This window comes from Rhizobium sp. FG96, from assembly GCF_057808655.1.
Genome location: NZ_JBMDIL010000009.1, coordinates 149,885 through 176,700 on the forward strand (window position 1 = coordinate 149,885; position 26,816 = coordinate 176,700).

Here is a 26,816-nt window from a genome sequence, read left to right on the forward strand (position 1 = left end):
AGCCCGGCGCGCTTCAGACCATCTGCTGCCTGAAGCGCGCCGGCGGCACTCCACGCCTTGCCTTGAATGCCTTGCCGAAGGCCGCCTCCGAGTCATAGCCGACCTCGGCGGCGATATCGGCGACTGTTCGGCGGGTGCGGATCAGCAGGTCGCTGGCGAGCGTCATCCTGAGATCGGTCACGAAGCCCGCCACCGTCATCCCCGACGTTTCCTTGAACTGTCTGGCATAGGTGGCGCGTGACATGGCGCTGAGCGAGGCCAGCCGGTCGATCGTCCAATCCTCCGCCGGGTTCGCGATCACAGCCTTCAATGCCCGCGAGAAACGCGGATTGGCGATCAGCGCCAGGAGACCCGCAGTGCCGAGCGCGGCCGTATTCTGCGCTCTGAGTGCCATCGTCAGCAGCGCCAGGCAGATCGCCGTCGCGATCGTCAGCGCGCCGGCTTCCTGATGCATCGCCTCGTCGCGCAGGATGCCGACCAGCAGCTTCAGCGTCTCCTCCGATTGCGCTCCGGCAAGCGAGGCATGAAAGACATCGGGCAAGGTATCGAGCAGCAGCGACGACGACCCGGTAGCCGAATCGAAATGCCCGCAAAGCAGATCCACATCGGGCGCTCCCTCCCAGTTCTCGCGCACCGGCAGCATGCCGTCATGTGTCAACCGCACCGGGGGCGGCCCGGCACCGCCCTCCCGGCCGACAATCAGATGCGCCTCGCCGCGCGGCAGCATGAGGAAATCCCCTGCGGTCAGCTCAACCACCCGCCGGTCGGGAAGCCGCAGGCGGCAGTTGCCGGACAGGACCACATGAAACGGGATGACGCCACGGCCGGCCGGTTCGTGGTCGATCTCGAAGGCGCCTTCGAGGCGGCAGCGGATGTCCAGGCTGGTGCGAAGCCCGGCAAGGTCGATAAGGCGGCTGAGAATATCCATGAGACGATCGCGCTAGAAATTGAACTTCTGAAACATTCATCGGATCACACGAAAAGTCCATATTCCATCTCAACAGACAGCGAGAGAGCTGCTGCAGATGATGGAAAGGCAAAGTCATGTTGAACTGGAAAGAATATCGTAGCCAGCTGATCGCCCGGATCGGTGAATTCGGCAAGACCGTTCCGGAGACAGTGAAGGGCTACCAGACGCTCTCGACCGCCGGGCAGAAGACGAATTACCTGGATGCGAAGCACCGCGAGCTGATCGCGCTCGCAGTCGCAGTCACGGTGCGTTGCGATGGCTGTATCGCCGTCCATACGACCGAAGCCCTGAAGCAGGGCGCGACCAAGGAGGAGATCTCCGAAGCGCTCGGTGTTGCGGTGGCTATCAATGCCGGCGCCGCCATGGTCTATTCTGCCCGCGTTCTCGACGCCGCCGAGGCGATCGCCAAGTAAGTGCATTCGACGATGCGGGAGGCGCGCCGCCTTCCGCTCCCCTGATGAAGCGAGGTCATGGCAATGCAAGCTGCAGACATGCCGGCAAGGACCGGTTTTCAGATGCCGCGCGTCCCGGCATCCTTCTTCGGCATGGTGCTCGGCATTGCCGGGCTCGGCAATAGCTGGCGGGCGGCCGCCTCCGTGTGGGGCCTGCCCGCAGCACCGGGCGAGATCCTCAGCCTGCTGGCAGTCGCCGTCTGGTTCGTCGTCAGCGTTCTCTATGGCCTGAAGTGGCTGAACGCCCGCGGCGAAGCGCTGGCGGAGCTGGAACATGCGGTGCAATGCTGCTTCGTCGGCCTCGCCGGTGTCGCGACCATGCTCGCAGGGCTCGCGCTGCTGCCCTATTCGCGGCCGGCGACCGAAATCCTCTTTGCCGTCGGCTTCGTCTTCACCTTCGCTTTCGCCTTGTGGCGGACCGGAGCCTTGTGGCAGGGCGGCCGCGACGTGACCACGACGACGCCGGTCCTCTACCTGCCGACCGTTGCCGGCTCTTTCGTCACCGCTATCGTTCTCGGTGCGCTCGGCTTTCAGGAGCTCGGTCAGCTCGCCTTCGGCGCCGGTTTCTTCGCCTGGCTGGCGATCGACTCGGTCTTGCTGCACCGGTTGCTGACGGCACCGGAACTTGCGGTACAGCTGCGCCCGACGCTCGGCATCCAGCTTGCCCCTCCGGCCGTCGGCAGCGTCGCCTATCTGAGCGTCAATGGCGGAACGCCGGATATGCTGCTTCATGCGATGCTGGGTTACGCCATCCTCGAGGCCGCCATCCTGTTGCGCCTGCTGCCGTGGATCACCAAGCAGCCTTTCACCGGCTCTTACTGGGCTTTCACCTTCGGCGCCACGGCGTTGGCGACAGCCGCCATCCGCGTCGCAAGCCACAGCAGCGATGCCGCACTCCAGGGCCTTGCGGTGGTGATCTTCATCGCCGTCAACGCCATCGTCGGCTTTATCGCGATCGGCACGCTCTGGCTCATCGCCCGCGGCAAGCTTCTGCCTGCCGCACAGCCGAAGGCCAGCTGACGCATCGAACTGTCGCAGATCTGCGACAGTTCCCCTGCGGCATGGAATGGGCTGCTTAATTAAGCAGAATTGCAATGAGACGGTATTTGCCCCAGACTGCGGTCTACGTTCCGTGGGAGGAGCAGATGCACGAATTCACAGCGCATGCCGACCATGTCTATACGTGGGCGCAGCAGAACTCTGCCGCCGCCAGCTCCCCGATCGTCGCCTCCTGGCGTCGCTGCATGGACAAGCATCAGCTGACCCCTGAAGAGAAGCGCGCGCCGCTGCGGCTGACCGAGCAAGAATTCCGCCTCGCCCGCCAACAATCCGAACAGCTGATCCGCGACGCAAACGACGAGCTCGACAAGCTGTTCCTGACGGTCGGCAAAGCCGGCTGCTGCCTGCTTCTGACCTGCCGCGAGGGCGTCGCGCTTGAGCGGCGCGGCGCGAGTGCCGACGATAAGGAATTCAACGACCTCGGCCTCTGGACCGGCTCAGTCTGGACCGAAGCGAGCATCGGCACCAACGGCATCGGCACGGCGCTCGCCGACGAGCGCTCCGTCTCGATCTTTCGCGACCAGCATTTTCTCTCCTCCAACATCAAGCTCAGCTGCACCACCGCACCGATCCGCGACCATCGCGGCCAGCTGGCTGCCGCGCTCGACATCTCCACCTGCCGCGACGACGTCAACGAGATGACCCTGTCGATCCTGGCACAAGCCGTGCGCGACGCGGCGATGCGCATCGAGCTCAACATCTTCCGCAGTGCCTTTGCCGGTTCGCGCTTCCTGATGGTGCCCTCCGGTACGAATTCGGCTGCGGCGCTACTTGCCGTCGACCGGCACGACCTCGTGCTTGGCGCAACCCGCGCCGCCCGGCTGGCCCTCAAACTCGACGACCGCCGGATCGCCGCCGGTATCCCGGCCGCCGACGCCCTGCAGGAAAGCCGCCCAGCTGACGGCGAGGAAGCGCTGATGGATGCCGAGCGCGCCGCCCTGCTCCGGGCGCTGACACGCACCAACGGCAATGTCTCGCAGGCGGCCGCCAATCTCGGCATGAGCCGTGCTACGCTTCACCGCAAGATGAAGCGACTGAACCTCCACTGAGGGTTCTCGCCTGTCGCAGCGCTGCGACAGTGTGCAGTGCGGCATTGCTCCGGGCGGGTATTTCGAAGAGCAAAAGACGAGCAGATTTCCTCCACCGGTTCACTCCTGAACCAGGCATCATCAAGGGAGGATGACATGCTGCATCAGAAAATCGTCGAGTCGCCGTTCAAGCTGAAATACGGCAACTATATCGGCGGCGAGTGGCGCGAGCCGATCGGCGGCAAATATTTCGACAACATCACGCCGGTCACCGGCGGCAAGCTCTGCGAAATCCCGCGCTCCGACGAGAAGGATATCAACGCGGCCATCGACGCCGCCCATGCGGCCAAGGACAAGTGGGGCCGCACGGCACCCGGCGAACGCTCCAATATCCTGATGAAGATCGCCCAGCGCATGGAAGACAAGCTGGAGCTTCTGGCACAGGCCGAAACCTGGGACAACGGCAAGCCGATCCGCGAAACCATGGCGGCCGACATTCCGTTGGCGATCGACCATTTCCGCTACTTCGCCTCCTGCATCCGCGCCCAGGAAGGCTCTATCGGCGAGATCGACAATGACACGGTCGCCTATCACTTCCACGAGCCGCTCGGCGTCGTCGGCCAGATCATTCCCTGGAATTTCCCGATCCTGATGGCTGCCTGGAAGCTCGCGCCTGCGCTTGCCGCCGGCAACTGCGTCGTGCTGAAGCCCGCCGAACAGACCCCGGCGTCGATCCTCGTCTGGGCCGAACTGGTCGGCGACCTGCTGCCGCCGGGCGTCCTCAACATCGTCAACGGTTTCGGCCTCGAAGCCGGCAAGCCGCTGGCAACGAGCCCGCGGATCGCCAAGATCGCCTTTACCGGCGAGACCTCGACCGGCCGGTTGATCATGCAATATGCCAGCCAGAACCTGATCCCCGTCACGCTGGAACTCGGCGGCAAGTCGCCGAACATCTTCTTTGCCGACGTGATGGCCGAGGATGACGACTTCCTCGACAAGGCGCTCGAAGGCTTTGCGATGTTCGCGCTGAACCAGGGCGAAGTCTGCACCTGCCCGAGCCGTGCGCTCGTTCAGGAGTCGATCTACGACCGCTTCATGGAAAAAGCCATCAAGCGCGTCGAAGCCATCAAGCAGGGCAACCCGCTCGACAGCACGACGATGATCGGCGCCCAGGCATCGAGCGAGCAGCTGGAAAAGATCCTCGCCTATCTCGACATCGGCAGGCAGGAAGGTGCCCAGGTATTGACAGGCGGCGCCCGCAACGATCTCGGCGGCGAGCTCGCCAGCGGCTACTACGTCAAGCCGACGATCTTCAAGGGCCACAACAAGATGCGGGTCTTCCAGGAAGAGATCTTCGGCCCGGTCGTCTCCGTCACCACCTTCAAGGACGAGAAGGAAGCGCTCGAGATCGCTAACGACACGCTCTACGGCCTCGGCGCCGGCGTCTGGACCCGCGACGGCAACCGCGCCTACCGCTTCGGCCGCGAAATCCAGGCCGGCCGCGTCTGGACCAATTGCTACCACGCCTACCCGGCCCACGCGGCCTTCGGCGGCTACAAGCAATCCGGCATCGGCCGCGAGACCCACAAGATGATGCTCGACCACTACCAGCAGACCAAGAACATGCTGGTGAGCTACAGCCCGAAGGCGCTTGGGTTCTTTTGAGAAGGACGTCAGCGGAGGCGGAAAGTCCCCTCCCCAACCCCTCCCCACAAGGGGGAGGGGCTAAGCCGTTGGGCTCTCCGCGCTTCATAGCAACCTCGCGTTCGCGAGAACGTTGATTTGCGAAGCGAGGCGGTGCCACAAGTTAAGTCCCTCCCCCTTGTGGGGAGGGGTTGGGGAGGGGTTTCCTCTCCTCATCCACGGGAGGAACAAAATGGAAGAAACAATCAACGGCGAACCGCGCGTGCTCGCCACCGACGCCGCTATCGACCTGATCGGCGAAATCCGCGCCGATCATCCGGATATCCTGTTTCACCAGTCCGGCGGCTGCTGCGACGGTTCATCGCCGATGTGTTATCCGGCCGATGAATTCCGGGTGGGGGAAACAGACGTGAAACTCGGCGAGATCGCCGGCGTCCCCGTCTATATCAGCGGCAGCCAGTTCGAAGCCTGGAAGCATACGCAGCTTATCATCGATGTGGTGCCCGGCCGCGGCGGGATGTTCTCGCTCGACAATGGACGCGAGAAACGCTTCCTCACCCGCTCGCGCATCTTCGGAGGCGGCGAGGCCTGCGCTATTCCGGATATCGGCAGACGGGCTATTTGAACGAAAGATCGAGGACGCGGCCTTCGAACAGGCGGTCGCGCGAGCCTTCGAGGTGGGTCTGCATCAGGTTGCGCGCATCATCGGCGCGGCCTTCGGCGACGGCCCGGTAGATCTCGTTATGCTCTTCGTAGACCTGCTCCAGCCCCTGGCGCGGGCCGAGCAGCGACAGGCCGTGCAGATGCATGCCGACGGCGATATGCGGCTTCAGCGCATCGAGCGAGGCGGTGTAATAGTGATTGTTGGCAGCTTCGGCGACAGCGCGATGGAAGACGAAGTCGGCGTCGCTGCGGTGCAGCTGGTGGCTGGTGGCTTCCCGGAGATCGGAGAGTGCCGAGGCGATCTTCTGGATCGCCTGTTCGTCGCGCCGCTTGGCGGCGAAAAAGGCAGCGGCCGGCTCGATCGTCAGGCGGAATTCATAGCAGCGCTGGATGTCAGCGATCGTCTTGACCGGCGAATAGGCTAGCTGCGTGGTCGGCGAACCATGGGCGCTGACGAAGGTGCCGGCGCCCTGACGGGCGTAGACGGTGCCCTGCTCGCGAAGCTTGGCGAGCGCGTCGCGCACGATCGGCCTCGACACGCCAAGCATCGACGCAAGCTCATGCTCGCCCGGCAAACGCGAATCCGGTGGATAGTTGCCGGCGCGGATGCGCTCGAGGATCTGGTCGAAGACACGGTCGACGAGTTTCACGGCCTTGCCGCGCTCGGGCTTCGCAGCCGGACCGTTACCCGCATTCAGCGATGCGCCATTTGCTTCATCCACACCCATTCTCCCCGCCGGTACCATGCTCAAGCCGCCTGATTCCGTGGAACCAGTCTTAGCAGACTCTCGGTATTGCCGAAGCCCCCAGACTTGACCGCGCACCGGAAATGCCGCCCGTCGGCGGCCGTTACGTCAAACCACGGCACACCTGCCTCGATTTCTCCCTTCGGCATCAGCGTCTTGATGCCGAGTTCGCGGAAGATCGCAAGCGCCGTGTCACCACCACCGACCATCATCATGTCCGGCCTGGTATCATCGATCACTGATTTTACACCGCCTGCAAAGCGGCGGGCGACCGTTGCGCCCTCACCGGCAATTTCGCCGGTGCAGCGCAGAAGCAGCGGCAGCGCCAGCCCCTCGCCACATTCGACGCTGCCCATCGGCGCATCGATGACGGCGCGCAGCGCACCTGCGGCTTCGAGGCGGTTCATCTGCGCCGCCGTGATCGGGTCGCGGGACCCGAAGGCAAAGAGCGTCCGGCGCGATGCCTGAAAGGGCAGCGGATGCCCGCCGGCACGGCCGATCTTGCGGGCGAGCGCCGAGCCAAGGCCACGGGCTCCGACGGCCAGCACGCTATTCCAGTCATTGCCGAGGGCGATATCGTCGAGATCGAAATCGCTCTCGGCGTCGGCGACCACGACATCCATATCGCGGCCGGTAAAGAGATCGGCGACGGCAATCGGCTTTTCGACACCGCGGCCGACGACGAAGCCGCGATAGGTGGTTCGATCCTGATCGGGAATGGCGGGAGCCACGACGATCCTGGCAAGACCGAGCGCGTCTGCGAGTGCAGCACTTTCGGCCGCCACATTGCCCTTCAGCCGGGAGTCGATCTTCTTCAGAACGACCGCCGGCTGCCGCGCGCTCAAAGCGTCTGCCGCCTGGCGCACGCGGCGCGCCGCATCGTCTTCCGACAAAGCACGGGAGGCGGTGTTGATGACGACGACATCTGTCCCCGCCGCAAGCGCCTCATCTGCCGTCTCGACATCGATCGCCACCGCCACCGAAAGCCCGGCGTCCACGAAGGGCGTGCCGGTATCCAGCGCTCCCGTCAGGTCGTCGGCAATGATGGCGGCTTTCAACGTCATGCAGTCTGTCCCGTGTTGACGGCGTGGCAGGCGACCAGATGGCCGGGCTTTGCTTCCTTCCATTCCGGAATGACCTTGGAGCAGACGTCCATGGCGGCGGGGCAGCGCGTGTGGAAACGGCAGCCCGTCGGCGGATTGAGCGGGCTCGGAACGTCGCCCTGCAGGATCTGCCGCTGGCGGGTGCGCTCATGCTCCGGATCGGTTTCCGGAACGGCCGAGAGCAGCGCCTTCGTATAGGGATGCAGCGGGTTGTCGAACAGCTCTTCGCGGCTCGCGAGTTCGGCCAGACGGCCGAGATACATGACGCCGACGCGCGTGCTGATGTGGCGGACAACGGCCAGATCGTGGGCGATGAAGAGGTAGGTCAGCCCGTATTTTTCCTGCAGGTCGAGCAGCAGGTTGATGATCTGCGCCTGGATCGACACGTCGAGCGCCGAGATCGCCTCGTCGCAGACGATGAATTTCGGCTGGCAGGCGAGTGCGCGGGCGATGACGACGCGCTGGCGCTGGCCACCGGAGAGCTCATGGGGATAGCGCTGCGCAAAGCGGGTCGGCAGGCCGACATCGGTCAGCAGCGCATCGACCTTGCTCTTCAGCTCCGCCTTGGTGGCGAGCTTGTGGAACAGGATCGGCTCGCCGATCGCTTCGCCGATCGTCATGCGCGGATTGAGCGTCGAATACGGATCCTGGAAGACGATCTGCAGGTCGCGCCGGAAGGGGCGCATCTGCTTTTCATCGAGCGTCGCAATATCCTGGCCCTTGTAGACCACCCTGCCCGATGTGGCCTTGTAGAGGTTGAGGATCGTGAAGCCGGTCGTCGACTTGCCGCAGCCGGATTCGCCGACGAGCGACAGCGTCTCGCCTTCCATGATGTCGAGATTGATGTTGTCGAGCGCATAGACGGTCGCTGCGCGCTCGCCGAAGGCACCGAGCTTGACGTGGAAATGCTTGACGAGGTTTTCGACTTTCAGAAGCGGTTGGGCACCCATCACGCGGCCTCCTGCATTTTCTGGACGACGAAACATGCGGCGCGGTGGTTGCCGGCGCCCGCAACAGGCTCGAGCTTCGGCACGCGCTCATGACAGACGGCTTCGGCCAGCGGGCAGCGCGGCGCGAAGGGGCAACCCTTCGGGCGGCGGCCGGGCTCCGGCGGCGTGCCACCGATCGAGGAGAGACGGCTTGCCGGGGAATCCGAAAGCTTCGGGATCGAGGACAGCAGACCGCGCGTGTAGGGATGGCTCGGACGGGCATAGAGCTCGTCGACCGGCGCATCCTCGACAACGGTGCCGGCATAGAGCACGGCAACGCGATCGACGAGGCCGGCGATCAGCGCCAGATCGTGGGTGATCCAGACGACCGACATGCCGAGCTTGGCGCGCAGGTCCTTCACCAGATCGACGATCTGGGCCTGGATCGTCACGTCGAGCGCCGTTGTCGGCTCGTCGGCGATCAGGAGCTTCGGATTGCAGGCGAGGCCGATCGCGATCATCACGCGCTGGCGCATGCCGCCCGAAAGCTCGTGCGGATAGGCCATCAGGCGCTCTTCGGGACCGGGAATGCCGACGAGGCGCAGCAGTTCCACAGCACGGGCGCGGGCATCCGCCTTGCTCATCTTGCGATGATAGATCAGCGGCTCGCAGATCTGGTCGCCGACGCGCATCACCGGGTTCAGCGAGGTCATCGGGTCCTGGAAGACGAAGCCGATATCGCCGCCGCGCACCTTGCGCAGGTCGCCATTCGACATCTTCTGCAGGTCGCGTCCGTCGAAATGCGCGGTGCCCTTGGTGACCTTGATCTTGTTCGGCAGCAGCCGCATCAGCGACAGCATGGTCAGGCTCTTGCCGCAGCCGGATTCGCCGACGACGCCGAGCGTTTCGCCCTTGTTGACGTAGAGGTCGATGCCATCGACGACGACGGCGGGACCGCGGCGGGTGTCGATCTCGACCGTCAGGTCGCGAACATCGAGAAGGCGTTCAGATGTCTTCGTGTTCATCACTTGCTGCCCCGCGGGTTGAGCGCGTCGTTGAGACCGTCGCCGAGGAAACTGAAGGCTACCGAAGCGAGGCCGAGCACGGCCGCCGGAGCGGCGAGAAGATGCGGATAGTGCTGCCAGACACGCAGACCATCCGAGATCATGTTGCCCCAGCTGGGGGTCGGCGGGTTGACGCCGACGCCGAGGAAGCTGAAAGCGCTTTCGAGAACCATCGCGGTACCGAGACCGGCGCTGACCGAAACGATGAGCGGGCCAAGCGCATTCGGGATGACATAGCGCTTGATGATCACCCAGTTGGAAAGACCGAGCGCCTGGGCGGCCGTAATATAGGGACGGCTGCGGATCGACAGGACCTGGGCGCGGACGAGACGCGCATAGGGCGGCCAGGAGATCAGCGCCATCGAACCGAAGACCAGGAGAAAGTCGACCCAGATGGTCTGGCGATAGAAGGGATTGAGGGTCGCCTGATACTGCGCCTCCATCCAGTTGGTGATCGGCGACTTCAGCGAGGCGTTGATGACGACGACGAGCAGCAGGTTCGGCACCGACATGGTCACATCCGTCAGCCACATGATGACGCGGTCGAACGGATTGCCGAAGAAGCCGGCGATGGCGCCGAGCGTCAGGCCGATCATCACGGCGATGAAAGTGACGATGACGGCAACGAGGAAGGCGGTGCGCGTGCCGAAGACGACGCGGCTGAAGACATCGCGGCCGAGATCGTCGGTACCGAAGAGATGCGCCAGCGACGGTGCGGCATTGCGGGCCTGCAGATCCTGCGTCAGGTAATCATAGGGCGTCAGATACGGCCCGAATATTGCCGCGAAGGCGAGGATCAGCACCACGATCAGGCCGAAGACGGCAAGCTTGTTGCGCTTCAGGCGGTACCAGGCGTCGCGCCACAGGTTGACCGGCAGTTCGTCGGCGGTTTCGATTGTCGAGAGAGGGATGGCGGACATGGTCAGCGGCTCCTTCTTGCGTCGTTGGCACGCGGATCGAGCATCGGATAGAGCACATCGACGAGCAGGTTCGAGATCATCACCAGGAAGGATCCGATGAGCGTGATGGCGAGGATGACCGGATAGTCGGAATTCGTCAGCGCCTGGACCGTGAGGCGGCCGAGGCCCGGCAGGCCGAAGACCAGCTCCACGAAGATCGCGCCATTGACGATGGTGATCATGATGAGGCCGAGCTGGGTGACGACGGGCGTCAGCACCGGGCGCAGGATATGCTTGATGGCAACGACCATCTCAGGCACGCCCTTGGCGCGGGCCGTGCGGACGAAATCCTCAGACAGCACTTCGATGACGGCGGCGCGCGTCTGGCGCACGATCAGCGCGATCGGCTGGAAGGAAAGCACGATGAGCGGCAGGATGATGCGCACGTCGAAGACGCCGCCCCAGCCATAGGGCACCTTGATCATCGGCAGCAGCACGATGAGGCCGACCATCAGCAGCGGACCGGCGACATAGGCCGGGATTGCCCAGAGGAACAGCGCCGTACCGGTGATCGTGTAGTCGACGCGGGAATTCTGGTTCAGCGCTGCCAGCATGCCGAGCGGGATCGCAACGACAGCCGTCAGGATGATGGAACAGAGCGCCAGCTTGAAGGAAACCGGGGCAGCGGCCGAAACCATCGCCCAGACCGAACGGCCCGAGGTCAGCGAATTGCCGAACTGGCCATGCAGCAGGTTCCAGATGTAATAGCCGAACTGCTCGATGAAGGGTTTGTTGAGGCCCGCGCTTTCGCGGATGGCTTCGATGCGCTCCGGATTATAGGCGACGTCGCCCGGCGCACGAAGAAAGATCAGCTTGATCGGATCGCCGGCGCCGTAGAAGGCCATCGCATAGACGGCGAGCATCACGACCAGAACCGACGGAATCCAGATGGCAAATCGCGTTAGTACATAGCGAAGCAAGGCCACCTCCCACCTGTTATCAGGCGCATTTACCGCAAACTGCGCGGAACGCGCCTACTCTTCTTGAAACTTGCGCGAAGACCTTGCGGCCTTCGCGCGGTTGCTTGAGGGCTGGAGAGACCGGCTTTACCGTCTCAATCAGCCGACCGATACGTCCCAGGGAGCGACGACCTGCCAGTCGAGGTTCTTCTCCATGCCCTTGACGTCCTTGGTTGCCCAGCGGGACATGGCCTGAGAATACCACGGAATGAACGCCCAATCGTCGCGGAATGCCTTCTGGGCATCCTGAGCGAGCTTGACGCGATCCGGATCGTCGGCAGCCTTGGTTGCTGCCTCTGCCAGAGCCGCATCCACCTTGTCGTTCTTGTAGCCGCCGAGCTTGTTCTGGGCGTTGGACGAGGTGGAAGCGATGCAGCCTGCGAGATAGGACACGGCATCCGGAACGCGGGTGCCGACGTCGTCGCGGAAGATCTGGACCGAGTTCTGGTCTGGACCGGCATAGGAGTCCTGCTGCGGCTTCATGTCGACGGCGGTGATGCCGAGGTTCTGGCGCCACTGCTCGGCGATGAACTGGGCAGCTGCCTGAATGGCCGGAGCCGAGATGCCGACGAACATGATCTTCGGCAGGCGATCGGGACCGCCGTAGCTCGATTCAGCAAGCAGCTTCTTGGCGCCTTCCGGATCGTACGGATAGGGCTCGAAGCCGGAATTGTCGGCACCCGGAACCGAGTTCAGGATCTGGTCGGCCTTCTTGTGCGGACCATCCGGATAGGATGCCTTGAAGAGACCGTCGCGGTCGATCGCCATGATCAGCGCCTGACGAACCTTCGGATCGTCCATCGGCGCGCGCTTGACGTTGAACCAGAAGTGCTGGCTGGTCGGGATGATCGGGCCGGCGGAGAATTCCGGGCCGAGATCCTGGATGATCGTCGAGGTGACGAGCTCGGTATGAGCGTTGTATTCGCCCGACTTGATGAGCTGCGTTGCAGTGACGTTATCTTCGATCGAGGCGATCTCGATGCGGGCGAGCTTAGGCTTGGTGCCGAAGAAGTTTTCGTTCGGCTCGAAGGTCAGCGTTCCCGCGTCGATATCGATCGCGGTCAGCTTGAACGGGCCGGAATAGACGGCGCTATTGTCGGGCTTGTACCAGTCAGCCACTTCCTCGCCGTCGCTGCCCTTCGACTGCGAGGCCTTGGTGATCGGGATGATGTGGTTGGCAAGGCGCATGAAGAAGATCGGATCGGCTTCCGTCAGCGTGACGACGACGGTGCCTTCGTCAGGCGTTGCGACACCGGAGATCTCGGTGGCCGAGCCGCCGGCGACATCCTTGTAACCTTCGACCTTGCCCATGACCTGATCGGCGCGCTGGCTCTTGGTGTTGGGGCGGGAAGCGACTTCCCACGAACCCTTGACGTCGGCCGCGGTGATCTTGCTGCCGTCGGAGAAGACGGCCTTCGGGTCGATCTTGAAGGTCCAGACCTTCTTGTCCGGCGATTCCCAGCTGGTGAAGACGTAGGGGTTGAGCTTGCCTTCGGCGTCGAAATACATCGGCGAAGCCCACCAGAAGGAATTCCAGCGGAACGTACGGCCACCGCCGCGCAGCGGCGACCAATCCTGGTCGAAGGCCGGGTTGATGGCCTTCAGCACCTGGCCTTCCTGGGCCATGACGATGCGGGCGCTCATGCCGAACAGCGTGAAGCCGACGCCGGCGGCGAGGCCGAGCTTCAGCGCATCGCGGCGCGACACCGTGGAAGCATTCTTGTCATTACGGTCTGCCATACATTCCTCCCATGGGCAAAACAGCGCGTACTCGAAAACCCTCCCCGAGCCGGACGCTTTACAATGACCCAGAGATTTGCGCGATAATGTAAATCTGTCAATCCAAATTTACAGATTTCAACTTCCAAACTTTGGACAAAAATTTTTAGCATTTAATTTCAATAGGATAAAATACGCATGCCATTCTGACGCAGCTTGTAAGATTGACAACAACTTATCATTTCGAGGAAAAGTCACGCACTGATATAGCCAGGAGCAGCCTTGCGCTGCAGAGGAGGATGCGTTGAGCAATCACAAGATCACGGGCGTTTTCAGCGCCGCTACGACACCCCTGAACGCCGACGGCAGCCCGGATGTCGGCCTGTTTACCGAACACTGCAAGCGCCTGATCGAGGAAGGCTGCCATGGCGTCGCCCTGCTCGGCACGACGGGCGAAGCCAACTCCTTCTCGATGGGCGAGCGCCGCATGCTGCTCGAAGCTGCGCTGAAGGCCGGCATCTCGCCGGACAAGCTTCTGCCGGGCACCGGCGTTGCCGCCATTCCAGAGACCATCGAACTCACCAAGCATGCGCTTTCGCTCGGCGTCACCAAGGTCGTGATGCTGCCGCCCTTCTACTACAAGGGCGTTTCCGACGACGGCCTTTTCAAGGCCTATTCGGCAATCCTTGAAGGCGTCAATGACAACCGCCTGCAGGTGATCCTCTATCACATCCCGCAGGTTTCGGGCATTCCGCTCTCCGTGCCGCTGATCGGCCGCCTTGTCGAAGCCTTCCCTGACACCGTCGTCGGCATCAAGGAATCTGCAGGCGATTTCAACAACATGCAGGCGATCATCGCTGCATATCCGGGCTTCTCCGTACTCTGCGGCGCCGATCCGCTGTTGCTGCCGCTGCTGAAGGCCGGCGGTGCAGGCTGCATCACGGCAACCTCGAACCTCGTCGCCGATTCGCTACGCACCGTTTACGACCACGTCCATGACGAAGCGCAGACGGCAAAGGTCGATGCGGCGCAGGCGCGCATCAACGGCTACCGCACACTTTCCAATTCCTACGTGCAGATCCCGACGATCAAGGCGATGGTTGGCCTGAAGACCGGCAATGCCGCCTGGAAGCGCACGCGCCCGCCGCTCGTTGCCCTCACCGACGCGGAATATGCCGCACTTGCCGAAGGTTACGCAAAGCTGCCGTAAGGAGGATGCCATGAGCTTCACCGCGCTCCCGCCGGAAGCCGTGCCGGCGCTGATGACCGGCAAGATCGCCCCGAACCCGGCCCAGCCGGGCCGGGCCGACGCCTATCTGCCCTCCCCCTGCATCCAGAACCACGCCGCCAATCTTGCCTTCCTGCCGGATGGTACGCTGACCTGCGTCTGGTTCGGCGGCACGATGGAAGGAATGGGCGACATTTCCGTTTACATGTCCCGGCTGACGCCCGGCGCGGATCAATGGTCCGAAGCGGAAAAACTCTCTGACGATCCGGCGAAATCCGAGCAGAATCCATTGATTTTCAATGCGCCGGACGGAAATGTCTGGCTGCTTTACACCTCGCAGACATCTGGCGACCAGGACGGCTCAGTTGTAAAGTGCCGGATCTCCGAAGATGGTGGCAAGACGTTCGGCGCTGTCCGCGTCCTCTGCGATCTGCCGGGCACTTTCGTGCGCCAGCCTGTCGTCGTCAATTCCGCAGGCAACTGGCTGCTGCCGGCCTTCCGCTGTGTCAGCCTGCCTGGCCAGCGCTGGAGCGGCGATGCCGATACTGCAGGCGTTCTGGTCTCGCGGGATCAGGGCCAGAGCTGGACGATGGTCGACGTGCCGGAGAGCCTCGGCGCCGTGCACATGAACATCATCCCGCTGAACGGAAGCAAAATGGTCGCTTTCTTCCGCAACCGTTTTTCCGAACATGTCCTGTCATCGGAATCCGGGGATAATGGCGAGAGCTGGTCGGCACCGAAGCCGATCAACCTGCCGAACAACAACTCCTCGATCCAGGCAACCAAGCTTGGAGACGGCCGCATTGCCATGGTTTACAACAACAGCAACGCCGAGACATCAGACGCCCGCCGCGAGTCGCTCTATGACGAGATCGAAAGCGACAAGGGCGGCGTAAAGGCTGCGGAAACACCGGTTGCGACGCGCCGCAAGGCCGTCTGGGGCGTTCCGCGTGCGCCCCTGAGCCTGGCGATCTCGACGAATGGCGGCCAGAGCTTCGATTCCCACATCGATCTCGACACCGGCGACGGCTACTGCCTCAGCAACAACTCCAAGGACTCGCTCAACCGCGAATTCTCCTATCCCTCGATCACCGAGGGACCGGATGGAACGCTGCACATCGCCTACACCTACTATCGCCGGGCGATCAAATATGTTCGCCTGCCAAGTGATGTCACGATCTGAGGCCCTACACGACTGGATTTCGCGCCATCTGGCGCGAAATTCTTGATCGCATTTACAAGTGAATGCGGCGCGTCTCTTGCCTCGGCAACAACAGGGGCACTAGGAGGAAGAGCGCTCTTCTCGCTCACAAAACAACAGAAAATCAATGCTTTATTGAGCACATACAGACGGCCCATCGATAGCTACCGCATAGGTTTTCTGCGAATTTGCTCAAAAACCATCGTCCGCCTTATTGCCAGAAACATACAGTTGATATAACAACTTTACATCAATAGCGGCTTTGGCCGTAATCATGGAGGAGCCGTGTCATGGTCAGTCTGGATTCGCCTATCACGGTTGTCAGGCCTGAAATCATCGAGTTTGGCGTCGGCACAGCGGGCAAGCTCGGCAAGTGGGCCGCCGCCAAGGGCTATGCCCGTACGCTTGTCATCTCGGATGCGTTCAACGCCTCGCGCGTCGATGTGCTCGAACTTCCGGGCCATGTGTCGGTCTTCGCCGATGTCACGCCCGAGCCGGACATTCCTAATCTCGACAAGGTGCTGGAAGCCGCGAATGCCGCTCAGGCCGAGCTGATCGTCGGCTTCGGTGGTGGCAGCGCCATGGATCTCGCCAAGCTTGCCGCCGTTCTCGCCGGATCGTCGCAGACGCTTCACGAGGTCGTCGGCCCGCACAAGGTCAGCGGTCCGCGCAAGGTGGCGCTGGCGCAGGTGCCGACGACATCGGGCACCGGCAGCGAGGCCGGGACCCGCGCCCTGGTCACCGACCCGAAGACGATGGCGAAGCTCGCGGTCGAAAGCCTTTACATGTTGGCGGATATCGCGGTCATTGATCCGGCGCTGACCTTCACCGTCCCGGCCCGCACGACGGCCGCAACTGGCGTCGATGCCATGGCCCATTGCGTCGAGGCCTTCACCAACCGCAAGGCCCACCCGATGATCGACATCTACGCGATCGAAGGTGCCCGCCTCGTCGGCAAGTATCTTGCCCGCGCCGTCAAGGACGGCTCGGATGCGGAAGCGCGAGCCGGTCTTTCGCTTGCGTCGCTCTATGGCGGCTTCTGCCTCGGCCCGGTCAATACGGCCGGTGGCCATGCGCTGGCCTATCCGCTCGGCACCCGCTGGCATGTCGCCCATGGCGCCGCCAATGCGCTGATCTTCCCGCATGTCCTGGCCTTCAACACGCCGTCAGTGCCGGAAAAGACCCGCGCCGTCATGGCAGCGCTCGGCTATCAGACTTCGGATGACGTCCGCTCGGTCTTTGATGCCGCCTATGCCTTCTGCGCAGATCTCGGCATCGAGATGAAGCTTTCGGGCCTCGGCGTCCCCGCCGACGATCTGGATGCGATGGCGGACGACGCCTTTGCTATCCGCCGCCTGCTCGACAACAATCCGCGCGATCTCGCCCGCGATGATATCCGCGCCATTTATCAAGCTGCTTTTTAAGGGAATTTGACCGATGACGAAGAATGCAAAAGTGGCAGTGACGCTCGGCGATCCCGCAGGCGTCGGCCCCGAAGTGATCGTCAAGGCGCTGGCGGCCATGCCCGCCGGCGAGCGCAAGGATTTCGTCATCGTCGGCAACACGGAAGCGCTTGTTCGCGCCGACCGCGCCACCGGAAGCGGCCTGCGCTTCGGCTCCGCCGCTTCGGAAGACGGTTCGACCATCGCAGTCGATGAAGTCGAACTCGGCGCGCCCCTGCCCGAGATCGGCAAGGTCAGCCCGGTCGCCGGCGACGCCTCGGTGAAATACATCAGCCGCGCCGTCGATCTCGCCATGTCCGGCGAAGCCGATGTCATCGTCACCGCACCGATCAACAAGGAAGCGATGAACCTCGCCGGCCATCATTTCGACGGCCACACCGGTCTGCTCGCGCATCTGACGGGTTCGAAGAGCTCCTTCATGCTGCTCGCCTCCGAGCGGCTGAACACCATCCACGTTTCCACCCACGTTTCGCTGCGCGGCGCCATCGAACGCGCCAAGACCGAGCGCGTGCTGGCGACGATCGAGGCCGGTCATAACCACTTCATGCGTCTCGGGATGAAGCCGCGCATCGCGGTCGCCGGCATCAATCCGCATTGCGGCGAAAACGGCCTGTTCGGCACCGAGGATGCCGAGTTCCTGGCGCCTGCCGTCGAGCTGGCGCAGGCAAAGGGCATCGATGTCGTCGGCCCGATTTCGGCCGACACGGTATTTGCCCGCGCCTATAACGGCGCCTTCGATCTGGTCATCGCCCAGTATCACGATCAGGGGCATATCCCGATCAAGCTCGTGGCCTTCGAGACCGCCGTCAACGTCTCGCTCGGCCTGCCGATCGACCGCGTCTCGGTCGACCACGGCACGGCCTTCGATATTGCCGGAACCGGCAAGGCCAATCACGTCAACATGCTCTCGGCCATCGCTTACGCCCGGCTGATGGCGCGCTCGCCGCGCAAGGCCGCATAGCGGACCGGGCGGCGCCTGCGCGCCGCTCTGCCGGGGGGAAATGAGGAGGCAGGCATGCAGAGAACCGTACTCGTTCTCGGAGGAGAACTCGCGCCCGAAGGCCGGGATGTGCTGGAGAAGGAAGACGTCAAGGTCGTCCAGACCAAGCCCTATATCGACCGCCAGACGGTGATCGGCCTGATGCGGGAACATCAGCCCGATGGCGCCATCATCCGCTTGCTCGCCGATGTCCTCGGCCCTGAGGAAATGAAGGCCGGTGGGCATCTGCGCCACATCGCCAAGCATGGCGTCGGCACGAATGACATCGACGTCAAGGCAGCGAGCGAGCTCGGCATTCCCGTCTCGATGACCACAGGCAGCAACGGCATCTCGGTTGCCGAACACGCGCTGGCGCTGATCATGGCGCTGGTCAAGGATTTCTCCCGCCAGGATGCGCTGATCCGCTCCGGAACCTGGGACAAGGGCCAGTATCACGGCCGTGAGCTGCGCGGCCAGCGCCTCGGCCTCGTCGGCTTCGGCTTCATCGGCCAGACGCTGGGCAAGATGGCGAAGGCGCTCGGCATGGAGGTCTCGGCCTTCGATCCGCATACGCCCGCTGAAGCCTTCGACGGCTTTACCCGCGAGACCGATCTCGACAGGCTTCTGTCGGCTGCCGATATCGTCAGCCTGCATTGCCCGCTGACGCCAGAGACGCGCGACCTGATCGATACGCGCCGCATCGGGCTGATGAAGCGCGGCGCCTTCCTCGTCAACACCGCCCGCGGCGAAGTCGTCGACGAGACGGCGCTGATCGGCGCCCTGAAAAGCGGCCACCTCGCCGGAGCAGGCCTCGACAGCTTTGCCGTCGAGCCGCCGGAAAAGGACAACCCGCTCTTCTCGTTGCCCAACACGATCGTCACGCCGCATGTGGCGGGCGTCACCCTCGATGCCAAACGCGCCATGTCGGTCATCTCGGCCGAACACGTCCTGGCAACGCTGCGCGGCGAGACGCTGCATCCGCGTTTCCTCGCCCGCTGACCTTTCAACGATCCGGAGGCTCCCATGGCCGATACGACTGAGACCCTCTATCAGGCAGAAAAGCTGCGCGCCTTCGCGACATCTCTGTTTGCGGCGGCCGGTCTCGAAGAAGACAAGGCCGAAGCCGTCTCCCGTTTTCTCGTCGAAGCCGACCTTCTCGGCCATACGACACATGGCCTGGCGCTCGCCGGCTGGTATCTGCAGAGCATTGCAGACGGCGTGATGAAGGTATCGGGCGCTCCCGATGTCATCTCCGACCGCGGCCCGGCAATCGCCTGGAACGGCAAGCGCCTGCCCGGCGCATGGCTGACGTCGGAAGCCGTCAAGCTCGCCAGCGATCGCGCCGCGCAATATGGTACCGCCACCGTTGCGATCGCCGACAGCCACCATATCGGCTGCCTCGCCGCCTACCTGACGCTCGCCACCGACCGCGGCTACATGGTCAGCGTCGCTAGCTCCAGCCCGTCAGGCGCGCAGGTCGCGCCCTTCGGCGGCACGCGCGGCGTCTACACGCCAAACCCGGTCGCCCACGGCATCCCGACGCCTGGCGATCCGATCCTTATCGATATCAGCGCCTCGATCACCACCGTCAACATGGCGCAGCGGCTCATCCGCGAAGGCAGGCAGTACGAGCACGACTGGCTGCTCGACGAAAACGGCAACCCGAGCCGCGATCCTCGTGTCATCGAGCGTGGCGGTACGCTGCTGCCGACCGGCGGCCTCGACCACGGCCAGAAAGGCTATGGCATGGCGCTGCATGTCGAAGCCTTCACGCAGGGTCTTGCCGGCTACGGCCGCGTCGATGCTCCGAAGGGCACCAATGCAGCGGTCACCGTGCAGGTCTTCGATCCCGATGCCTTCGGCGGCCGCGACGCGTTTCTCCGCCAGACCGGCTGGCTCGCTGACGCCTGCCACAGCAACCCACCACGCCCCGGCGTCCCCCGCGTGCGCCTCCCCGGCGAAAATGGCCTTGCCCGCAAGCGCAAGGCACTGACGGATGGCGTCGCCCTCTTCCCGGGAATCATGGCTTCGCTGAAGCCGCATGCCGAGCGGCTGGGTGTCTCACTACCCGCTTAAAACGTCAGCTGTACCTTGCAGGCCGCAGTACGGTCTCCGGCCAGCACGAAGGCAGCATCGGCCTGCTCCAGCGGCATGCTGTGGCTGATGATCGGGCGGACGTCGATTGCCCGGCTGGAGATCAGCGCGACCGCGGTCGCGAATTCCTCATGGAAGCGTTGCGTGCCGTGGATGTGCAGCTCCTTGGCGACGATGGCGTTCAGGGGTACGGGCACTTCACCGGAGACGCCGACCTGGACGATCGTGCCGCGCGGCTTGACGGTGGCGATCGCGCTGCGGATGGCCGGCGCCGCCGCCGAGCATTCGAAGACCAGGTCGAAATAGCCCTTGTTTGCCTCGAATTCCGCCAGTGCCGAAGCCCCGGCGGAGACATTGATTGCCCGCGTCGCGCCCATCGCGGTCGCCCGTTGCAGCGCCGCATCAGCAAGGTCGGTGACGACGATTTCCTCGGCGCCGTGGTGCCTGACAGCTGCAACCATCAGCGAGCCGATCGGGCCTGCGCCAGTCACAAGGACGCGCTTGCCCCGGATCTCGCCCGCCCTTGACGCGGCATGCAGGCAGACGGAGAGCGGTTCGCTGCAGGCAGCTTCCGCCGCACTCGTTCCCGGCGCAACCTCGAAGCATTGCTTCTCTGGCACGACGAACCATTCGCGGAACATGCCCTGTTCATGCGGCAGGCGCATGGCGCTGCCCATGAAGCGCATTTCCAGGCAGTGGATCGGCATCGCCTTCCGGCAGTATTCGCAATGGCCACAGGGCTGGCTCGGATTGACGGCAACAAGCGTGCCGGGCTTCAGCTTTACATCTGCGCCCACCTGTTCCACGACACCGGCCGCCTCATGGCCGGGAATGATTGGCTCGCGGACCCTCACCGGCCCGAAGCCACCGTCCTGGTAATAGTGCAGGTCGGAGCCGCAGATGCCTGCGGTCGCCATTTTCAGCAGCACCTCTCCCGGTCCGGGCGACGGAACGGCCCCACTTTCGATCCTGAGATCACCCTTGCCGTAAAGGCGCGCGAGACGTGTCTGCATCTGTTCCTCCTACCGTAGCAAACCGAGCTGCTGCGGCAGCCAGAGAGATATGGAAGGGACAAAGGTGATCAAGATCAATGCGACGAAGAGCGGCACCAGCCAGGGCAGAATGGCGATCGTCGTGCGTTCGACCGACAGTTTGGCGACGCGCGACAGCACGAAAAGCACCATGCCGAGCGGTGGATGCAGCAGCCCGATCATCAGGTTGAGCGTCATGATCAGGCCGAACTGAACCGGATCGATGCCGAACTTGGCGACGATCGGCAGCAGGATCGGCACGAGAATGGTGATCGCCGCGATCGTATCGAGGAAGCAGCCGACGAACAGCATCAGCAGGTTCACCAGGATCAGGAAAACCCATTTGTTGTCCGTGATCGACAGGATCGCATCCGAGAGGAGCTGGGCCGCCTGGCTGACGGTGAGCAACCACGCGAAAACCGAGGCAGCGGTGACGATGAAGAGAACCGACGCGGTCGTCTCGATCGTATCGAAGCTTGCCTTGGCGAGCGTCGAGAAGGTCATCGTGCGGTAGCGCACCAGACCGAGGAACAGCGACCAGAGAACGGCCGCGACCGCCGCCTCAGTCGGCGTGAACCAGCCCATCGTCATGCCGCCGATCAGGATGACCGGCGTCATCAGCGCCATGACGGCGGAGAAGCCGAAATACCAGTCGAGGCCGAGAAGTACCAACAGGGCAATACCGGCTGCGGCATTCATCGAAAGCCCGGCAAGCATCATCAGATATATCGACAGCGGCACCAGCAGTACGACGACGATTTCCATGCCCGCCGAAACCAGCTGCTTGACGTCGAAGGGCGCATCCGCACCCCAGCGCTTGCGATAGGCGAAAGCGGCGACCGTCACCATCATCAGGAGCGTCATGACGATGCCCGGCAGGATGCCGGCCATGAACAGCGCGCCGATCGAGACATTGGCCATCATGCCGTAGATGACGAAGGGCAGAGACGGCGGGAAGATCGGGCCGAGCGTCGCTGACGCCGCGGTAACGCCGACGGCGGCTTCAACCGGATAGCCGTGATCCTTCATCGCCTTGATCTCGATGGTGCCGATGCCGGCGGCATCGGCGAGCGCCGTGCCGGACATGCCGGAGAAGATCACCGAGCCGATGATATTGACCTGCGCCAGACCGCCCTTCATCCAGCCGACGAGCGCAACCGCGAAAGAATAGATGCGGCCGGTGACACCTGCCGAGTTCATCAGGTTGCCGGCGAGGATGAAAAAGGGAACCGCAAGCAGCGGAAAACTCTCTACACCGGCGATCATGCGCTGGGCGACGATGATATCGGGGGCGACGCCGTAGAGAACGATGTAGAGAACCGATGCGACGGCCATCGAGATGGCGACGGGAACGCCGATCACCATCAGCAGCAGAAACGAGCCAAGAAGCAGCAGCATTGGATCAACCCTCGACAGTCTGGAATTCTTCGGGGCGCTCGAGAACCGAGTAGCCGCGGCGCATATTGGCGATGAAGACGATGACGGCGCGGATCAGCATCAGCACGAAGGCGATCAGCACGCTGTAGAAGACGATGTTGCGAGGCAGATCGATGGTAACCATCTGCTCGTCGGCGACGATGCCGACATAGCGCCACATCAGGTAGCAGCCATAGGCCAGGAAGCCGATGCGGACGATATCGACGAAGGTGGCGAGCACGCGCGCCAGGCCGGCCGGCATATAGTGATAGAAGACATCGACCTGGATGTGCCGTGACGTGCGCACGCACATGACGGCCCCGAGAAAGACGACGCCGATCAGGCAGTTGATGGCGATTTCTTCGGTCCAGGCGTAGCTGTCGTTCAGCACATAGCGGGTGAAGAACTGCAGGAAGACGCAGCCCGCCATCAGCCAGAAGATGATCAGCGTGATCCAGTCCTCGATCGCATAATCGGAGATATTGGCGGTCGGCGCATGGCCTTCGAATTCGTGACCGATCTCTTCGGCGGTCACCGGCGTATGGATTTCTTGCGTCATGGGCGGCGTTGATCCCCTGCGGAAAGAATGAGCGCGGCGCCCGCAGACGCCGCGCCGCGGGTTTTACTGGATCGCGCGGATCGCTTCCCAATCAGCCTTTTCGTAGCCGAAGTCCTCGAACTTCACCTTCTCCATGACGGTCTTCTCGAAATCGGCCTTGTCGATCTCGGCGACATTCAGGCCCTTTTCCTTGAATGTGGCGATCAGGCTGTTTTCCTTGCCTTCGATCGTCTTGGTGGTGCGCTCGGCAGCTTCCTGCATGACGTCACCGAAGATCTTCTTGTCCTCGTCGGAGAGGCTCGCCCACAGCGTCTTCGAGATCACCGTGTTGAGATGGTCGACGATGTGACCGGTCAGGATGATGTTCTTCTGCACCTCGTAGAACTTCTTCGCCTCGATCGTCGTCAGCGGGTTTTCCTGCGCTTCGACCGTGCCGTTCTGCAGGGCAAGATAGACCTCCGCGAAGGCGATCGGCGTCGTGTTGGCGCCGCAGGCGCGCGGCATGGCGAGATAGGCGGGCACGTCAGGCACGCGGATCTTCAACCCGGCCATATCGGCGCATTTGGCGATCGGCTTGTTGGAGGTCGTGTGGCGGGTGCCGTAGTAGCTGACGGCGGCGATGTGGTTGCCGGTCTTGTCTTCATAACCCTTGGCAAGGCGCTTGAAGACGTCGCTCTTGGTATAGGCGATCAGGTGTTCCGGGCTGCGGAAGATATAGGGGAAATAGGTGACGCCGATCGGCTTGTAGTCGCGGGCGGCAAAGCTCGAACCGGAGATGATGATATCGACGGTGCCGAGCTTCAGGCCCTGGTTGATATCGGCTTCCTTGCCGAGCTGCGAGGCCGGGAAGACATCGATCTTGTAGCGGCCGTTGGTGCGCTTGTTGATCTCGCCTGCGGCCCAGACCGATTCCGTATGGAAGGGTTCCGACGTCTCGTAGACATGGGCCCATTTCAGGACTGTCTGCGCATGCGCAATTGCCGTCGACGCCATGATCGCCGCCGCGGTGCAAAGGATTGTTGCCAATTTCATCTTCATCGCTCTCTCCTCCCGAGCTCTGGTTTAAGTGACTGCATTTCCTTTCTTCGGACCGGCCGGATGGCCGCGCCCCTCCTCTCCCGGAAACTCCTCCCCGAAGCTTTCGGAAAATCTCTTCTGCGACATGGCAAGATGCGCCCGCATCGCGGCTTTCGCGGCATCAGGATCGCCGGCGGCGATCGCGTCGCGAATGGCCTGATGCTCCTCAAGGGCGCTGAGCCAGGTGGCCGGCCCTTCGAAATGGCTCGCGAGCTTTTCGAAATAAGGCGTCATGCGCATGTCGAACATTTCGCCAGTGACGCGGATCAGCGCCGCATTGCGGACGATCGCGGCAATGCCGGTATGGAAAGCGCGGTCGGCGGCGATCACGGCGCTGGGGTCGCCGACCAGGCCACGCATGCTGTTCAAGGCATCGTCGAGCGCTGCGATATCGGCTGGGGTCGCGGCCTTCGCCGCCTCTTCCGCAATGGCGCATTCGATGACGGCGCGGGCCTGGAGCAACTCGAACGGGCCTTCGACCGGCTCCGGCTCGGCTGGCGTTGCCGCGACGCTGTGCTGGCGCACGACATAGATGCCGGAGCCCATGCGGATGTTGACGAGGCCTTCGACCTCAAGAACGATCAGGGCCTCGCGCACCGTCGGGCGCGAGACGGACAACTGCTCGGCGAGATCGCGCTCGGCCGGCAAACGTTGCCCGACGGCAAGCTCGCCGCTGGTTATCATCAAACGAATCTGGTCCGCCACCTGCCTGTAGAGGCGGCGTGATTCAACAGCCGAAAACATGTGGCCTCCCCGGCGCGCTTCTCCTCAAGCGCACAACTGGTCAACTGGCCTGACCAATTGACTCATGCGTAACATCGGGGCGGTTGTGCGTCAATGCGCCGCATGAAATCAGGCCGGGAAGTCCACACCGTATTGTACGGAAAGCGTGCGGAAACTGTCAGCGGTCGCCGGATCGAGTTCGACACCGCGTTCGGCCCGCTCCCTGGCAACGGCCCATTCCCGGTCACCCGGCGCCATGACCTTGAACCCGTCGCGCGCGGGCGAATTCCTGAGCGTTTCGACGTAGCGCTTCATTCCCGCGTCGAAGGTATCGAGATCGAGAAAGGCCTCAGGGTTGAGCGCGATGACGAAGGCGCCGAGGCCACGCGGCGTCGAAAAATCCGGACCGGGCATCGGCGCGATGTCGAAGCTGAGCTTCATGCCCGTCAGCACGGCGCTGAGGATTTCGGAAATGCCGGCGAGACCGGCACCCTTGAAGCCGAATTCGCCGCCGAGCGGCGCCAGCATGTCGGCAATATCAGGGTCGCGCGTGTCATAGCCGCGCTCGTCGGAGGCGACGCCTGCCGGCAGTTCGCGGCCGAGGCTGCGATAGAGCTGCACGCGATTATAGGGCACGGCGCTGGTCGCCATGTCGAACAGCCAGGGATCGCTGCCCCTGACGGGCACAGCGCAGGCGATCGGGTTGGTTCCGTGGAAGCGCATCGCTCCGTCATGCAGGCGAACGAAACTGTCGGAATTGCAGAACGCGAAACCGATGAGGCCATGACCGGCCGCCGTCATCGCATAGGCTCCGGCTGGTCCGAAATGCGAGGAGTTGCGCACGGCGACAGCACCGATGCCGAAATCGACGGCCAGACGCGAGGCATGCGCCATCGCCGTATAGGTGGCGAGCGCCCCATGGGCATTGTCGGCATCGAGCGAAGCGATGGCGCCGAGGTTGCTGGCGACGGCGATCTGCGGCCGCGGATTGAGGCGGCCTTCGGTCAGCCCCTTCACGTAATGGCCGAGGAGACGGACGCCGTGGCTATCGATGCCATGGCGGGTGCCGTGCATCATCGCCCGCGTCGCGGCATCGGCGGTCGCCTCGTCGGTCCCGGCTGCAAGAAAGACCTTGCGGCAAAAACTGTCGATCGAAGCGAGCGGCGTCAGGCCGCCGCGGGAGGAAGTCGTGTCATGGGGCATGCCGCTCTATCCGTTCCTGTCACGCGTCCCGACAGAACTAGGCGAGCTTCCGCTCGCCGTAAAGCGGCTGAGATGGGATCAGACGCCGATCACCACCGGCCTTGCGCTGAGCCTTGCGATGATCGCCCGGAACTCCGCCACCATCGCCAGCGCAGCGGCGGCAACCGCTGGAGAGAGATGTTCGGAGCGGCTGGCCGCCCGGCCGATTTTCAGCAAGCCGCGAAGCTCGGCACGCTCATCACACAATTGCGGAAAGCGCTCGACGAGAAGGCAAGGAAGAACATCGAGATCGTCTCGGAGGGATGGCGGCGCATCCTGCTCGAGTTGCAGCAACGCTCGAAGCTCGGCCTCAAGCTCTGCCGCCGCGCGGGCGATCTGTGCGATCACATCTGACATCATGCTCACTCCCCCTATGGGAGCGGCGTTGGATACCGAATCGCCGCTCAACCAGGGCGGGTTATCTTACCATTCAAGAGCCGGCGATATCCCGCTTTTTGGGGATGCCGGTCGGATTTGCACAGAAATGATACCGGGCGCTTCTCAACCT

General features: G+C 63.2%; 26 protein-coding genes. 11 read left to right on the forward strand and 15 right to left on the reverse strand.

The annotated features are described in order from the left end of the window. Positions 1–13: 13 nt before the first annotated feature. The gene (locus tag ACODR6_RS19230) at positions 14–928 is read right to left on the reverse strand and encodes an AraC family transcriptional regulator (protein WP_489023690.1); all 915 of its coding nucleotides are present in this window, start codon (positions 926–928) and stop codon (positions 14–16) included. Between the two features lie 116 nt (positions 929–1,044). On the opposite strand from ACODR6_RS19230, the gene ACODR6_RS19235 reads away from it, so the two are divergent. The 5 genes from ACODR6_RS19235 (at position 1,045) to ACODR6_RS19255 (ending at position 5,778) form a co-directional block, all read left to right on the forward strand. Beyond that, positions 1,045–1,383: a carboxymuconolactone decarboxylase family protein gene (locus ACODR6_RS19235; RefSeq protein ID WP_199625288.1), complete on the forward strand. Its 339-nt coding sequence runs from the start codon at positions 1,045–1,047 to the stop codon at positions 1,381–1,383. A gap of 57 nt (positions 1,384–1,440) precedes the next feature. Continuing rightward, positions 1,441–2,442, forward strand: a complete 1,002-nt coding sequence (gene tehA, locus ACODR6_RS19240; RefSeq protein WP_413711501.1) for a dicarboxylate transporter/tellurite-resistance protein TehA — start codon at positions 1,441–1,443, stop codon at positions 2,440–2,442. A 125-nt stretch (positions 2,443–2,567) separates the two neighbouring features. Beyond that, positions 2,568–3,530, forward strand: coding sequence for a helix-turn-helix domain-containing protein (locus tag ACODR6_RS19245; protein ID WP_449097768.1), 963 nt, complete (start codon positions 2,568–2,570; stop codon positions 3,528–3,530). Positions 3,531–3,665: 135 nt separating this feature from the next. Then, a complete protein-coding gene (gene adh, locus ACODR6_RS19250) occupies positions 3,666–5,174 on the forward strand; it encodes an aldehyde dehydrogenase (RefSeq protein WP_489023693.1) in 1,509 nt (502 codons plus the stop codon). Positions 5,175–5,385: 211 nt separating this feature from the next. Then, on the forward strand, positions 5,386–5,778 hold the full coding sequence (locus ACODR6_RS19255; protein ID WP_199625292.1) for a DUF779 domain-containing protein: 393 nt from the start codon (positions 5,386–5,388) through the stop codon (positions 5,776–5,778). Here ACODR6_RS19255 and ACODR6_RS19260 read toward each other — a convergent pair. From ACODR6_RS19260 to ACODR6_RS19290, 7 genes are all read right to left on the reverse strand, one after another. After that, positions 5,771–6,538 carry a FadR/GntR family transcriptional regulator gene (locus ACODR6_RS19260; protein WP_203430961.1) on the reverse strand — a complete coding sequence of 256 codons (768 nt, stop codon included), beginning with the start codon at positions 6,536–6,538 and terminating at the stop codon, positions 5,771–5,773. The two genes, ACODR6_RS19255 and ACODR6_RS19260, sit on opposite strands and share 8 nt — an antisense overlap. Before the next feature lie 26 nt (positions 6,539–6,564). Next, the gene (locus ACODR6_RS19265) at positions 6,565–7,626 is read right to left on the reverse strand and encodes a four-carbon acid sugar kinase family protein (protein ID WP_489023696.1); all 1,062 of its coding nucleotides are present in this window, start codon (positions 7,624–7,626) and stop codon (positions 6,565–6,567) included. Beyond that, positions 7,623–8,615, reverse strand: coding sequence for an ABC transporter ATP-binding protein (locus ACODR6_RS19270; RefSeq protein ID WP_489023698.1), 993 nt, complete (start codon positions 8,613–8,615; stop codon positions 7,623–7,625). The genes ACODR6_RS19265 and ACODR6_RS19270 overlap by 4 nt, the downstream gene beginning before the upstream one ends. Beyond that, on the reverse strand, positions 8,615–9,619 hold the full coding sequence (locus tag ACODR6_RS19275; protein WP_413711505.1) for an ABC transporter ATP-binding protein: 1,005 nt from the start codon (positions 9,617–9,619) through the stop codon (positions 8,615–8,617). Before ACODR6_RS19275 ends, ACODR6_RS19270 begins: the two co-directional genes overlap by 1 nt. Then, positions 9,619–10,578 carry an ABC transporter permease gene (locus ACODR6_RS19280; protein ID WP_130283804.1) on the reverse strand — a complete coding sequence of 320 codons (960 nt, stop codon included), beginning with the start codon at positions 10,576–10,578 and terminating at the stop codon, positions 9,619–9,621. Before ACODR6_RS19280 ends, ACODR6_RS19275 begins: the two co-directional genes overlap by 1 nt. Positions 10,579–10,580: 2 nt before the next feature. Beyond that, a complete protein-coding gene (locus ACODR6_RS19285) occupies positions 10,581–11,537 on the reverse strand; it encodes an ABC transporter permease (RefSeq protein ID WP_413711506.1) in 957 nt (318 codons plus the stop codon). Between the two features lie 138 nt (positions 11,538–11,675). Then, the gene (locus tag ACODR6_RS19290) at positions 11,676–13,316 is read right to left on the reverse strand and encodes an ABC transporter substrate-binding protein (protein WP_148194671.1); all 1,641 of its coding nucleotides are present in this window, start codon (positions 13,314–13,316) and stop codon (positions 11,676–11,678) included. Positions 13,317–13,599: 283 nt separating this feature from the next. On the opposite strand from ACODR6_RS19290, the gene ACODR6_RS19295 reads away from it, so the two are divergent. The 6 genes from ACODR6_RS19295 (at position 13,600) to ACODR6_RS19320 (ending at position 20,242) form a co-directional block, all read left to right on the forward strand. Beyond that, complete coding sequence (locus ACODR6_RS19295; protein ID WP_489023702.1) at positions 13,600–14,505, forward strand: dihydrodipicolinate synthase family protein; 906 nt, start codon at positions 13,600–13,602, stop codon at positions 14,503–14,505. A 10-nt stretch (positions 14,506–14,515) separates the two neighbouring features. Then, on the forward strand, positions 14,516–15,706 hold the full coding sequence (locus ACODR6_RS19300; protein ID WP_489023704.1) for a sialidase family protein: 1,191 nt from the start codon (positions 14,516–14,518) through the stop codon (positions 15,704–15,706). Positions 15,707–16,014: 308 nt separating this feature from the next. Further along, entirely contained in the window at positions 16,015–17,148 is a 1,134-nt protein-coding gene (locus ACODR6_RS19305) for an iron-containing alcohol dehydrogenase (protein ID WP_489023706.1), read from the forward strand. 13 nt (positions 17,149–17,161) lie between these two features. Then, positions 17,162–18,148, forward strand: a complete 987-nt coding sequence (gene pdxA, locus ACODR6_RS19310) for a 4-hydroxythreonine-4-phosphate dehydrogenase PdxA (RefSeq protein ID WP_203430967.1) — start codon at positions 17,162–17,164, stop codon at positions 18,146–18,148. 54 nt (positions 18,149–18,202) lie between these two features. Next, positions 18,203–19,165 carry a hydroxyacid dehydrogenase gene (locus ACODR6_RS19315; RefSeq protein ID WP_489023709.1) on the forward strand — a complete coding sequence of 321 codons (963 nt, stop codon included), beginning with the start codon at positions 18,203–18,205 and terminating at the stop codon, positions 19,163–19,165. Positions 19,166–19,189: 24 nt separating this feature from the next. Next, positions 19,190–20,242, forward strand: coding sequence for an Ldh family oxidoreductase (locus ACODR6_RS19320; protein WP_489023711.1), 1,053 nt, complete (start codon positions 19,190–19,192; stop codon positions 20,240–20,242). On the opposite strand, the gene ACODR6_RS19325 is transcribed toward ACODR6_RS19320, so the two are convergent. From ACODR6_RS19325 to ACODR6_RS19355, 7 genes are all read right to left on the reverse strand, one after another. Next, entirely contained in the window at positions 20,239–21,273 is a 1,035-nt protein-coding gene (locus ACODR6_RS19325; protein WP_489023713.1) for an L-idonate 5-dehydrogenase, read from the reverse strand. The genes ACODR6_RS19320 and ACODR6_RS19325 overlap by 4 nt on opposite strands. 9 nt (positions 21,274–21,282) lie before the next feature. After that, positions 21,283–22,689 (reverse strand): TRAP transporter large permease, encoded by a 1,407-nt coding sequence (locus ACODR6_RS19330; protein WP_112712024.1) that lies wholly within the window; start codon positions 22,687–22,689, stop codon positions 21,283–21,285. Between the two features lie 4 nt (positions 22,690–22,693). Next, positions 22,694–23,266: a TRAP transporter small permease gene (locus tag ACODR6_RS19335; protein WP_112712026.1), complete on the reverse strand. Its 573-nt coding sequence runs from the start codon at positions 23,264–23,266 to the stop codon at positions 22,694–22,696. A gap of 63 nt (positions 23,267–23,329) precedes the next feature. After that, positions 23,330–24,304 carry a sialic acid TRAP transporter substrate-binding protein SiaP gene (locus ACODR6_RS19340; RefSeq protein ID WP_130283782.1) on the reverse strand — a complete coding sequence of 325 codons (975 nt, stop codon included), beginning with the start codon at positions 24,302–24,304 and terminating at the stop codon, positions 23,330–23,332. A 24-nt stretch (positions 24,305–24,328) separates the two neighbouring features. Continuing rightward, a complete protein-coding gene (locus ACODR6_RS19345) occupies positions 24,329–25,087 on the reverse strand; it encodes a FadR/GntR family transcriptional regulator (RefSeq protein ID WP_112712030.1) in 759 nt (252 codons plus the stop codon). A gap of 108 nt (positions 25,088–25,195) precedes the next feature. Further along, positions 25,196–26,269: an Ldh family oxidoreductase gene (locus tag ACODR6_RS19350; RefSeq protein WP_489023717.1), complete on the reverse strand. Its 1,074-nt coding sequence runs from the start codon at positions 26,267–26,269 to the stop codon at positions 25,196–25,198. A gap of 78 nt (positions 26,270–26,347) precedes the next feature. Then, positions 26,348–26,665 (reverse strand): hypothetical protein, encoded by a 318-nt coding sequence (locus ACODR6_RS19355; protein ID WP_130283776.1) that lies wholly within the window; start codon positions 26,663–26,665, stop codon positions 26,348–26,350. Between the last annotated feature and the right edge of the window lie 151 nt (positions 26,666–26,816).